This is a genomic window from Anoxybacter fermentans, assembly GCF_003991135.1.
Lineage (GTDB): Bacteria > Bacillota > Halanaerobiia > DY22613 > DY22613 > Anoxybacter > Anoxybacter fermentans.
The window spans coordinates 3,051,960-3,064,444 of the sequence record NZ_CP016379.1; the positions used below are offsets into that span (position 1 = coordinate 3,051,960).

Below are 12,485 nucleotides of genomic sequence, written 5' to 3' on the forward strand. Positions count from 1 at the left end.
TTGGCCTGAATAAACTTTTTAAGAATGATAGATAAATCGTTGTAAAGGAGTTGGTCCTTTGAATAGGGTACAAAAAGAAATTGTTAATCAAAGTGGGGTTTGTCTTTCCTGGGGGATGGATTTTAAGGAAAATCCAATTAAACGGATCTGGTCTTTAATATCGATTGTTGTGACAATAGCAAAAATGAACTTTCGAAAGTTTTTACAGTATCGTCTAGCAAATGTTAGTGGCTTTCTGGTAAATGTTTTCTGGTTTGTTGTAGAGGCGAATATTATGATTGCATTATTTAGTTCGCGAGGCCAGACATTTAACTATACAGTAGTCCAGGCGGTAACCTATGTTGGTTTAGCAGAGGCTTTATTGATGGTATCTGGTATTTCTGGAGCTTTGGGTGAGGTAGACTTAGATGGAGATATTCGTTCTGGTCAATTTATTGTGGATTTGATTCGTCCAGTTGATTATTTTGTCTATATTTTATCATTAGAACTGGGAAGAGTAGTTTATTATCTATTCTTTAGAGCTGTTCCATTGTTGGCGGTACTTTTTATTTTTTTTGACTGGGCTCCACCCACATCAATTTGGACTATCTTTCTTTTCATTTTTAGTGTTCTTGGAGGAATCATTATTACTAACTGTTTGCATTTTAGTGCATTGGTACTTGGATTCTGGTTGAATTCAAGCCGTGGAATTCTTGAGGTGGTTAATGTTATGGCGATGCTGTTTTCGGGCTTGCTTTTACCAATTGCATTTTTCCCGGAATGGCTTGCAAAAATAGTTGTGTATCTGCCCTTTGCAGGACAGTTTTACATTCCGATTTCCATCTTTCTTGGGAATGAGCCAAGGGCAATGCGCTTATTGGCAGTCGAGATGGGCTGGATAGTTGTTGCCATTACTTTGGCAAGGATATTGTTTCGGATGGCAATGAAAAAGATTTCTGTGCAAGGTGGGTAGAGGTATATTTCGAATTTATTAAATTAATTGTTATACTGCAAAAAGCTAATTTTTCGCTCCTTGAGAAATTTTTCGAACCATCTAAAGCTTGATTTCAGTCGAAATAAGGCTTCCTAATCAAAGGGCCCTCCTGGCCCTTGATTAGCTCATTACTTCCTGTGATGAGACCTTATTTCGACTTCAATCTCGCTAAGTTGGTTTGTCTAAAAATTTCTATGTCGCTCAAAATTAGCATTTTGCAGTATAATCATTAATAGATTGAGGGGAGCTAACATGAGATATATTCAACTTTATTTTCATTTAATTTCAATTAATCTCAGGTCACAAATGCAATATCGTGTTTCATTTGTGTTTAGTCTTCTGGTTGTTTTTCTTACTTATTCAGTAGAATTTATTACGATAATGTTTGCACTGGATAAGTTCGGAGGAATTCGCGGCTGGTCATTGTATCAAGTTGCTTTTATGTATGGGATTGTAACCGTTGCCTATGCTCTGGCGCGAATAATGTTTTGCGGATTTCAAAGGTTTCCGAATATGGTTAAGTGGGGAATGGTAGACAGGTTTTTGATCCGTCCCATAGATGAGAGGTTTCAACTGGTGGCTTATGAATTGCCGTTAAACCGCTTGGGACAGGTGATTCTCGGGATAATTGTTCTTATTTTTGCTATTATACATTTAGATATAAAACCAGGGCTTTCTAATATATTATTTTTGGTTGTGACAATTCTAAGCGGGACTTTGCTGTATGGTGCTTTATTTATTATCAGTGCGGCAATTGCTTTCTGGGCTGTGGAGAGTAGAGAACTGATGGGGATTATGACCCACGGTACTCTTAGAATGATCAGTTATCCGATATCCATATACAGGCCCATTCTACGGAATATAGTAATTTTCATTATTCCAGTAGCATTTATTAACTATTTTCCGTGTCTGCATTTCTTTTCCTATGATCCTCTGGGGTTTCCGGTATTTTTCAGGTATTTGGGCCCTGTTGTTTCAGTGATGGTCTTTTACCTGTCGCTCTTGTTCTGGGATTTTGGCTTGAAAAGATATCAGAGTACAGGTAATTAAGGAGGTCAGAATAGATGTCTACAATTATCTCTGTAAAAGAGTTACGAAAACAGTTTAAAGTCCGCAAAAGGTATAATGGATTTATGGGTTCACTGAAGACATTGCTCTCCCGGGAATACAAGATTATCAATGCAGTTGATGGAGTAAGTTTTGAAATTGAGAAAGGTGAGATTGTTGGTTATTTAGGACCTAACGGAGCTGGCAAATCCACAACAATTAAAATGTTAATCGGGATTTTATATCCAAGCGGTGGTTCTATACTGGTAAATGGAATGGTTCCCTTTGAAGAACGTCGGGAGTTGATGAGACGGGTTGGAATTGTATTTGGACAGCGCAGTCAACTCTGGTGGGATCTTCCGGTGATTGATTCTTTTAACTTGTTGGGAAAAATTTATTCTGTTCCAACAGATCGGTTAAAACGGAATATTGATTTTTTGTCCGGACTTCTTGAGATTGAGGGAATTTTGGAGATACCAATTCACCAGATGAGTCTAGGACAAAGAATGCGGTGCGAGATTGCTGCTTCACTTCTCCATGAGCCTGAAATTCTATTACTTGATGAGCCATCAATCGGTCTTGATGTGGTTGCAAAAGAGAAGTTGCGTTCTATGATTAAAGCTATCAATGCTGAATGTAAGACGACGATTCTTTTAACAACCCATGACCTGGCCGATGTGGAAGCAGTCTGTTCGCGGATTTTGATCATTGACAAAGGAAAATTGATTTATGACGGAACACAGGATGAAATAAAACGGAGGTATGGGAAAATCCGGACCCTTGAGGTGGAATTGGCTGAAACGGTTGGGAATGTGGATTTCAATCCGGCAAAAGTTGTGAAACAGGAAGGCCGGAAAATCTGGTTTGAGTTTAACCGTGAAGAACTTTCTGCAGCTGATTTGATTGCCCGGATCACAGGACAATATGAAGTGAAAGATCTGACAATTCATGAAACGCGGCTCGAAACCATTATAAGTGATATTTACAAGGGGGCTATTTAATGTAATTAGCGCTGTATCATGGGCCATTATATGGAGAAAGAGTGCTGGAGAGGTTTTCTTAGATAATAAGGTTTTCAAAATCTATGTTTGTAAATGAAAATTGCCTTGATTTTTTAAAAAAGAATTCGTTATAATTAAAATAAAAAAATAATTATTGATATTATAAACAATAAGTTCCAGAGGATGAAAAAGCCATTAAATTCTGTTCAAAATAATAAGGTCAGGTTAAAATATCAAGACAGTGGGAGGTAGAGAGATATTAGAGACCGATTATTTAACTTTAGTTATGTAAAGAATTCACTTTTATTAAGTATCTATGTTGCTGTATTAAATTCAAAATAAGTAAATTTTTTATAATCAATGAAAAGAAGGGAATGTTTTAGATGAAAAATAGTGTAATTTCTAAAACAACAAAATCAATATTAACTGTCAAAAATTTATGTAAAAAATATGATACTTTTTATCTGGATAATATAGGATTTGAGCTTGAAGAAGGAACAATTACAGGTTTTATCGGGCGAAATGGCGCAGGTAAATCAACTACTATTAAATTGATATTAAATATTATAAAGTTTGATAAAGGTGAAGTATTTTATCGAGGAGAAAAGTTTTGTGATAAACGAATAGATATAAAAAGAAAAATAGGGTATGTAGGCGAACATCAAAATTTTTATGAAAATATTAAAATTAAAAATATTTATAAATTTGTTAAAGGAGTTTACAAAGAGTCCTGGAATGACGAAAAATTTAAATATTATATAAATTCAGTGTTTGATATTGATCTGAACAAAAAAATGAAAGAATTATCTAAAGGAATGAAGACTAAATTCTTAATTGCTTTAGCACTGTCCCATGAACCGGAATTATTATTGCTGGATGAACCAACTTCTGGTTTAGACCCGCTTATAAGAGAAGAGGTATTAGAAGTTTTGTATGATTGTGCCAAAAAACAGAATATGACTATTTTTTTCTCATCGCATATAACTGAAGATATTGAAAAAATTGCAGAGAGAATAATTTATATAGATAATGGTAAGATATTACTAGATTGCAAAAAGAAAGAAATACACGTTAGATACAAAAAAATCAATATTGAACAATTGGATAAAGAGGCTTTTCAGGAATTAAAGAGTATAGGTGTTATAAATAAGGATTATATTTTGTTTGATGTTCAAAATGTTAAAAAGGATATTTTAAACAAATATAAAACAGAAAAAATAATGCTTGATGAGATGTTGATTTATTTAAGGAGGTAAAAGTGATGTTAAATATAATTAAAAAAGATATTTTATTTAATAAAAAATTTATTATTATTGCTATTTTATATTCTTTAATATTTCCTATTTTCTTGATTATAGATGGAGAAGAGAAATATATGTTTATGAATTTTTTGATACCCCTGGTCAGTACAGGTATCATTATTGGTAAAATCTGTTATTTAGAAGATTGTGGAGATGTCAGGATGTATTTAAAATCATTACCAATAGGGAGATATAAACATGTGTTGAGTAGGTATATAGAAATGTTGGTTATTTTAATTGCTAGTCTAATATATTTGGTAATTGTGCAGTCTTTTGTAACAAAAGATTTATCTTTATCTTATATTATAAAAATAAATATTTTTATAATACTACTGTATACTATATATTATTCAATTTATTTAATGTTATTTTTCACCAAAAATTATTATACAGCACAAAATTCTTTAATTTTTCTTGTCTTTGGAGGGTTATTGGTATCTTTGTTTCTTCAAAAAGTATTAAAAGTACAAATAGATGTGTCGAGTTTATTGCATGGTCAGTATATTATTGGATTATTTTTTGTTACTATATTAAGTCTAATTATAACTTTTTTTATCAGTATTAAGTTCAATAATTAATTTTTTATATGTTTTTGGTCATATAAAAATTCTGCATTTGGCTGTATTTTTATTCATTAAATATGAGTCAAATTACAGCTTGATATGGAGCTTCTGAGACATGATTTAGAATAAATGCAGGCAGAAGCCAATTTGCTGGGCTATACAGCCTATTATACCCTTTTTTCATGTAAAGCTATAATTTGCATATTTTTTGTATAACTACTTGGCAAAATGCTTCATTTTTATTTTACTAGATACAGTTTCAACTTGGAAATATATGAACAATATAAATAATGAGCTTGAAGATGGTATTATTCCTGGTTTTGAAATTACAATTTTTTGAAAGGATGTTAATATGAAAGATACAAAAAATATCAAAGAAATATTAAAATTTACTTTGTTGGGGTTAATTGGGTTTATTGTTTTTTATATCATCAGTATAATGAAAGAAAATAGAATCTATGAGTTAAAAGAAGTATTGAATTATATTGAGATAAAATATATTGTTCTCTGTATTATATTAATGTTGTTTTTTGGAATTACAAGGGTAATATTACGCAAATACAATAAATGAGGTGAATAAATATAGTGAAACATAATGAAACAATTCAAGCAATTCAGGAATATTTCAATGGCTTATCTGATAATGTTTTCCCAGATGAACTAAAACCTTATGCGACTGTTGTGTTGAGTGGGTCGACTGGATGGGGAATAGAGGAAGGATTTGATAAACTGGCTGACTGGGATTTACATATTTTTATTGGATGACAGGGATTATAAATCTTTTTTACAAAAATTTGGCGAAAATTATGTGATTATGGATGAAAAATTTATTTTATAGAGGGACGAAGCGGATGAATCAAACTTCGAAAATAATTGAAAAAATTCTCTTTAAACCACCTATATTGGTACCAGATCTCCGGGATTTAAATAATGGTATGGTAGCAAATCTCAATAAAGAAGAGGCTGAAAAAATAGTACTTCCTTTTACAGAGCCTGCCATTGATTGGATACCATATCCGCAGGCTGAAAGTTGGCGGATGTTGAATACACGAATAGTATCATTTATGGAGAAGATTAACGAAGATGAGCATGAAATAACCTTAATTGTATCCCATGTCAAGTATGTATTATTCTCTGGTGGCTTGAGTTGAATAATAATGATAAAGTAATTTTAAAAATTTCATTTGATATATCAACCTGTAGTATAACTTATCTGAGGCAGGATTCATGGAGAAGTAAAGTAATTTCAAGGTTAAATGATACTGCCTATTATAGCAAAGTGATTAAGATTGTCCTTTAACCCCGGTCTTAATTACTGTACAATAATTAGAACTTGAACACCATGCACTTCTAGGAAAACAATTTATTTTATCCGAGAGATCATTTAATATCCATTGGTGTGAAGATTACTTTTATAGGAATCTTTTCAATTTGTTGAAGCCCAGAAATGCTTTATTGAATGGATAATAAATATATTACAATGTGACTTTACCTGTCTGTTTAGAAAAAGCATCAAGAATTTTTTTATTGTTGAAGGGTAATTACATCAAATATATTTACAAGATATTAAATAATTTGGTATAATGAAAAAGTTTTTGTGAAAGAAGTCTGGACTCTTGATTTAGCCATGTTGGAAGCTTTTTAAGATTTCATTACAATCGAGTTTGTACAAAATTTCTCTATACTTATGCCATAGTGACTATATGGTATATTATAACAAAAGCAAATCAGGGTCAACTTAGCCCTTTGATGGTGTCCAAAATAGTTAAATATATGATTCTTTCAATGTCAATGGGTTCTATACTTCATGCGGTAAGTGAAACTGATATTACAACCAGGGTCAGAACAGGAGAGATTGGCAGTACAAAAGTTATCTACAAACTGTGAAAAGTGTTGTAAAAGGGTATTAAGTAGTAATTGGCGAATTATAATTAATAAATCTCTCTATTCTGGGTGTAGCAAATTATTATCTACTACTTCGGGGGAGAGATTTCTTATTTTTTTTATTAACATCCCAATATAAAAATGTACAAAGAGGTTGTTATGAAGAAAGAATTTGCAGTGGCTATAAAATGTGCAATTGTTAAAGATGGTAAAGTACTTACATTGTCAAAAACAACTAACTATATATGAACCAAAAATAATTGATGCAAGTTCAATAATAAAGTAATAAAGTATACTTTTGATAGAATTAAACATTAAATGACCTGGTTGACAGGATGAGAATTATTGTAGATGATTACTTGAAGGAATTATAACTTGACGTATCAAATAATAGAAGCTCTTATGTCATTGCTTTTTAGGGAGTATTGTTTTTTACATGGAAAGTCGTATGTGCCGGCAACATTATATGACATTCCAAATCCTGCAAAGGAGATGATAAAATGAGAAATAATGTGGTATTTAATTCTAAAACATACGCATTGTCAAATTTAATTAATGATATAGACACAGGAGATATTGCATTACCGGATCTCCAGAGACCGTTTGTATGGGATTCAACAAAAGTTAGAGATTTGATAGATTCACTTTACAAGGGGCTGCCCGCAGGTGTGGTTATTTTGTGGGAGATTGTGGAACCTGGCAAATATAGAAAGATTAATCTGGAAAATAAGAGAGAACCAAGATTTTTAGTTATAGACGGTCAACAAAGACTTACCTCTCTTTTTTCAATAATTAAAAATAAAGAGATAGTTAATAAGAATTTCAAGAAGGTAAAACTTAAAATTTCTTTTAATCCTCTGGAGGAAAAGTTTGAAGTATGGAATGCAGCAATTGAAAAGGATCCAGAATGGATTTCAGATATAAGTGCAATTTTTGATAACAGCTCCACCTATTCGTATATAAATTCTTATTTATCTAGAATAAAGTCAAAATTAATTGAAAAAGAAATAGATGAAAATAAAATAGCCGCAAATATTGAGAGGGTAAGGAATCTTCTTAATTATCCATTTTCTGTATTGGAATTGTCTTCAAGTCTGGATCCTGAAGAGGTATCGGAAATTTTTGTTAGGATAAATAGTAAAGGAAAATCTTTGAATCAGTCTGATTTTATTTTGACATTAATGGCTGTATATTGGGAAGAGGGACGGAAACAGATAGAAGAATTTTGTGAAATGTCCAGGAGAATTCCTAATGAAAATATTCCAACATCTTTTAATGTTATTAATATACAACCTAATCCAGAACATTTAGTAAGGACTATAGTAGGTTGTTCTTTTCTTAGAGGGCGGTTAAAATATGCTTATTTAATTCTTAAGGGTAGAGATTTTGAAAATAAAGTTATTTCAGAGAAATTCAGGAAAAAGAATTTTGAGATTTTTAAAGAAGAACAGAAAAAGGCATTAGATTTGACCAATTGGCATGATTTTATAAAGATAATCCAGAGCGCTGGTTTTGTTAATGATAAGTTGATAAGTTCAAAAATAGCATTTTTTGTATCATATACTTTATATTTATTAGGAAAACATAAATTCTCCATTCATTACAAGGATTTGGAGACTATCATCAGGAAATGGTTTGTTTTTTCTTTACTTACGCAGAGATATACAGGTTCTCCGGAGAGTGTAATTGAAAAAGATTTAACTTTATTTAAGGATGAGACCGTATTCATAGAAAAACTGGAAGAAATAATGAATAGTGAGCTGACAGAAGATTACTGGAAAATAACTTTGCCTCAAAGATTAATATCTTCTTCTACTCAAAATCATGCTTATCTTGTATATTTGGCATCTCTAATTTATAGGGATATTAATGTTCTATTTTCGAATATTAAATTGAGAGATTATTTAAATCCACTTTTGAAAATGAAGAAGAAAACAATTGATTTGCATCACATATTCCCGAAAAATTATCTAAAGAAATTTGGAATAACTGATGTAAAAAATATAAATCAAATTGCTAATTTAATTTATCTCGAATATAAGGAAAACATTAATATAAGTGACAAACCGCCGAGAGAGTACTGGTTGGAATTAACCTCCTCTTTGACAGATGAGGAAAAAAATGAAATATTAAAAAAATATGATCTGCCGCAAAATTTTTGGGAGCTTGAATATAACACCTTTCTAAAAGAAAGAAGAATTTTGATGGCTAAAGGAATAAAAGAATATTTTAAGAGTTTAAATAGATAATGGTATGTTTAATTCAATAAGCGAGGTTTAAGAAGGCTTTATTACTTTGTTTGGCGGACTATACGACTTATTTTGTTTGTCTAAATTTTCTCTCTTTTCTTTCTCAAATATAATAATAACATCTTTTGGAGGTGAAATATGGAACTATTATATGCTCGAAAACTTTTATATGACTTTGTCAAGCAAAATTATTCATCAGGCAAGCATTTATCTAAGGATAATTATTTAATAGTAGTACAACATTCATTTCGGGTTGAGAATTATGCTCAGCAAATTGCAAATTCATATGTTAATATCAGTTATGAAGAAAAAAAGTTGTTAAGGCTTGCAGCAATTTTTCATGATATTGGAACAGTTTATGGAAGGGAAAATCATGCTGAAAGAAGCAAAGAAATTGTAGAAAAATTACTTATGGAAGAATCTATTAAGGATTTAGATGAGAATAGATTATTTATGTTAATAGAAAAACATTCCGAAAAAGGTGAATTTGATGATGGAGATATTTTACTTTCCATTCTTAAAGATGCTGATATATTAGATCATATTGGAGCAATGTCAATTTTGATGTATGCATCGAAATATGATTATAATAATTCAGATTATTATTCTAATGTGTTAAAAGATCTGGTTGAAAGAGATATTCCATTTTGTAAAAAACAGAAAAGTTTAATAAGAACAGAAAAGGGCAGAGAAATAATAGACCAAAAAATTAATTTTATTGGAAGTTTTATACAGCAACTTGAAAATGAAATTAAGGATTCATTATTACAACTTGAAGAGTTATTAACATAATATATTTTGGGGCTTTTCAACTTGATGATCTTTTTAATCTAAATGCCTGGAAATATTCTCAGAATAGATAGTGGATACATAGAAAAGCATTCAAATACATTTATTAAGTCTGTAGAAAAGTATATTGTTGATTGTGGAGTCGTAGGCTATTTAAAGGAGGAATTTATATCGGAAATCTGGGTGCGTATCTATGAAATTAAACCGATCAATATCTGATAAATGAGCGTATTTAGTTTACATCTGGGGTGTTCATCTAAATTTGTCTTAGGTAGACTTCAGATATGTTCGGTATGTTAAGTGAAACAATTTAATGGAGGTATATATTTTATGAATTCAATGAAAATGCCAGGATTAAGGATAGGCGAATTTGAGGCTAAAATACCAATTGTTCAAGGCGGGATGAGTGTTGGTATATCTTTATCAAGATTAGCTTCGGCTGTGGCGAACGAGGGTGGTATTGGAGTTATTGGTGCTGCTGGAATTGGTATGCTTGAACCTGATTTTAGTACAAATTTTAAAGAAGCAAACAAAAGAGCTTTGAGAAAAGAAATAAGAAAAGCAAAGGAAATGACAAAGGGGATTATTGGAGTCAATATAATGGTTGCTCTCTCAGATTTTGATGAACTTTTAATGGTGGCAGTAGAAGAAGGTGCAGATGTGGTATTTCTTGGCGCCGGACTTCCATTAAAATTACCATTGGATGGATTGAGAAAAGTTTCTACAAAGATTGTTCCTATTGTATCTTCTGCAAGAGCTGTTAATATTATATTTAAATATTGGGCAAAGAACTATAATCATGTCCCTGATGCTGTAGTTGTTGAGGGACCTTTAGCTGGAGGACATCTCGGTTTTAAAAGGGAGCAAATAAATGATTCTAATTGTACATTAGAGAAAATGCTTCCAGAGGTTATTTCAGTAATAAAAACTTTTGAGCAACAATTTAATAAAAGTATTCCAGTCGTTGTTGCAGGAGGTATATACACTGGAGCAGATATTCACAAATTTATCCAATTAGGAGCGCAAGGAGTGCAGATGGCAACCAGATTTGTAGCCACATACGAGTGTGATGCAGATATAGAATTCAAAGATGCATATGTAAAGTGTAAACCGGAAGATTTAATTTTAATTGATAGTCCTGTTGGATTACCGGGAAGGGCGATACGAAATATATTTTTAGATGAAGTATCAGCAGGTATTAAAAAACCATTTAAATGTCCGTGGAAGTGTTTGAAAACATGTGATTACAGAAAGTCACCATACTGCATTGCACTTGCATTAACCAATGCGAAAAAGGGAAATCTGGATGAAGGGTTCACTTTTGCAGGAACTAACGCTTATAAAGTAGATAAAATTGTTTCTGTTAAAGAATTGATTGAGACCTTATTGACAGAATATGAAGAGGCAACATTTATATAAATTTAAATTGTTTCGCCTAACACAGCATAAAAGGTTCGTACCTTGCGGTACTTGTCCAAATTTTTGCTTTTTTATGCTGGAACCATTATGTGACATCCCTACTTTGGATTATATTATAAATGAGGTGGTGGTATATATGAAGGAATTTACAGAAAATGAAATTTTAAAATTTTTAGGAAGATTAGCAAATGAGTGGGGAACTGGCCATGAAAGTGTAACAAAAATTTTAGGTAAGATAAAAACATTTTTAGATAAGAAGAAAGAGAAAATTAAATTTCTTGATAAAGTATATTTATTGGTTGAAATGTTAGAAGCTTGGTCAGAAAAGAAATATGTTATAGATGATGAAACTTTAGGTTTAATAATTGCTTGTTTAGCATATTTAATACTACCAATTGATTTAATACCTGATTTCATAATAGCTGTTGGATTTACTGATGACGCTGCTGCATTTGCCTTAGTTTTTAACTTGTTAAGTTCTGAAATTGAACGTTTTAAAGCATGGAAAGCTAATGAACTTCAAATTGATGAAGTTGCATCAAGTTTGGAAGATAAATAATACTTATAAAGTAACCCCTTTAAATTTTTATTATTATTGGAATGTCATATAACAAAGTGTTTCCGTTAGAGCTAACGTCTACCCTACGGCACAAGTCCTCTGTCACAAAACTTGCATTGGATTATATAAATGTGGTGGCTGGCAAGTTTTGTGTCAGGCCTGCGGCACGGGCACATTGGAAACACCTGGAACGTTATGCGACATATTTCACAAACCGGGTAGCGTCAAATGAGACATGAAATTTCCTGGAAAATGGAAGTAGGTGGCAGTTTAAGATTATTCTATTGGGTAGAATAAAAAATATCATGCTTAGAGTCAAGTAATAATTAACCATTCAATCAAAAAATAAGGAAATCAAAATTTCTAATAAGTTTTATCACTAATTGTACTTTACTTAAGGAACCTGCCAGGGTTAATGGGCTTCGGCCTGTTATACTATCTTGACTTTTTGCTTTGTAGTTTAGCTTCTGTAAGGCTTATTGAAGGTTAGATGTTTGTTCAATGATTTATCTGATGAGTTGCGTTCAGCTTTCAATTATTCGACCAGTGGAGTCTGTAATCTACAAAGGTGGTTTACCGCCAAATGAATCATGGGGTTTTAAGTAGTTGAAGAAATACAACTGATACAGTATTGCATGAGAGATCGCACCTTCGAAAGAACTGAAGCTTTTATGTCGTTTATAATGTAATTTATAAGTTC

General features: G+C 31.6%; 13 protein-coding genes. All 13 read left to right on the plus strand.

The annotated features are described in order from the left end of the window. The first annotated feature begins 58 nt into the window (after positions 1 to 58). Positions 59 to 952 (plus strand): ABC transporter permease, encoded by an 894-nt coding sequence (locus BBF96_RS13895; protein WP_127017707.1) that lies wholly within the window; start codon positions 59 to 61, stop codon positions 950 to 952. 273 nt (positions 953 to 1,225) lie between these two features. After that, positions 1,226 to 2,023 (plus strand): ABC transporter permease, encoded by a 798-nt coding sequence (locus BBF96_RS13900; protein WP_127017708.1) that lies wholly within the window; start codon positions 1,226 to 1,228, stop codon positions 2,021 to 2,023. A 14-nt stretch (positions 2,024 to 2,037) separates the two neighbouring features. After that, positions 2,038 to 3,021: an ABC transporter ATP-binding protein gene (locus BBF96_RS13905; protein WP_127017709.1), complete on the plus strand. Its 984-nt coding sequence runs from the start codon at positions 2,038 to 2,040 to the stop codon at positions 3,019 to 3,021. Between the two features lie 383 nt (positions 3,022 to 3,404). Then, positions 3,405 to 4,277 (plus strand): ABC transporter ATP-binding protein, encoded by an 873-nt coding sequence (locus BBF96_RS13910; protein WP_127017710.1) that lies wholly within the window; start codon positions 3,405 to 3,407, stop codon positions 4,275 to 4,277. Positions 4,278 to 4,282: 5 nt separating this feature from the next. Then, complete coding sequence (locus tag BBF96_RS13915; RefSeq protein WP_127017711.1) at positions 4,283 to 4,900, plus strand: ABC-2 transporter permease; 618 nt, start codon at positions 4,283 to 4,285, stop codon at positions 4,898 to 4,900. Positions 4,901 to 5,237: 337 nt separating this feature from the next. Further along, positions 5,238 to 5,456 carry a hypothetical protein gene (locus tag BBF96_RS13920; protein ID WP_127017712.1) on the plus strand — a complete coding sequence of 73 codons (219 nt, stop codon included), beginning with the start codon at positions 5,238 to 5,240 and terminating at the stop codon, positions 5,454 to 5,456. 14 nt (positions 5,457 to 5,470) lie between these two features. Further along, on the plus strand, positions 5,471 to 5,650 hold the full coding sequence (locus BBF96_RS13925; protein ID WP_127017713.1) for a hypothetical protein: 180 nt from the start codon (positions 5,471 to 5,473) through the stop codon (positions 5,648 to 5,650). An 86-nt stretch (positions 5,651 to 5,736) separates the two neighbouring features. Next, the gene (locus BBF96_RS13930; protein ID WP_164731089.1) at positions 5,737 to 6,036 is read left to right on the plus strand and encodes a histidine phosphatase family protein; all 300 of its coding nucleotides are present in this window, start codon (positions 5,737 to 5,739) and stop codon (positions 6,034 to 6,036) included. Further along, positions 6,033 to 6,185, plus strand: coding sequence for a hypothetical protein (locus BBF96_RS16515; RefSeq protein ID WP_164731091.1), 153 nt, complete (start codon positions 6,033 to 6,035; stop codon positions 6,183 to 6,185). Before BBF96_RS13930 ends, BBF96_RS16515 begins: the two co-directional genes overlap by 4 nt. A gap of 1,084 nt (positions 6,186 to 7,269) precedes the next feature. Continuing rightward, positions 7,270 to 9,018, plus strand: a complete 1,749-nt coding sequence (locus BBF96_RS13935) for a GmrSD restriction endonuclease domain-containing protein (protein WP_127017715.1) — start codon at positions 7,270 to 7,272, stop codon at positions 9,016 to 9,018. Between the two features lie 138 nt (positions 9,019 to 9,156). Continuing rightward, the gene (locus BBF96_RS13940) at positions 9,157 to 9,810 is read left to right on the plus strand and encodes an HD domain-containing protein (protein WP_127017716.1); all 654 of its coding nucleotides are present in this window, start codon (positions 9,157 to 9,159) and stop codon (positions 9,808 to 9,810) included. A 336-nt stretch (positions 9,811 to 10,146) separates the two neighbouring features. Then, on the plus strand, positions 10,147 to 11,226 hold the full coding sequence (locus tag BBF96_RS13945) for an NAD(P)H-dependent flavin oxidoreductase (RefSeq protein WP_127018282.1): 1,080 nt from the start codon (positions 10,147 to 10,149) through the stop codon (positions 11,224 to 11,226). 136 nt (positions 11,227 to 11,362) lie between these two features. Then, complete coding sequence (locus BBF96_RS13950) at positions 11,363 to 11,785, plus strand: YkvA family protein (RefSeq protein WP_127017717.1); 423 nt, start codon at positions 11,363 to 11,365, stop codon at positions 11,783 to 11,785. Positions 11,786 to 12,485: the final 700 nt, after the last annotated feature.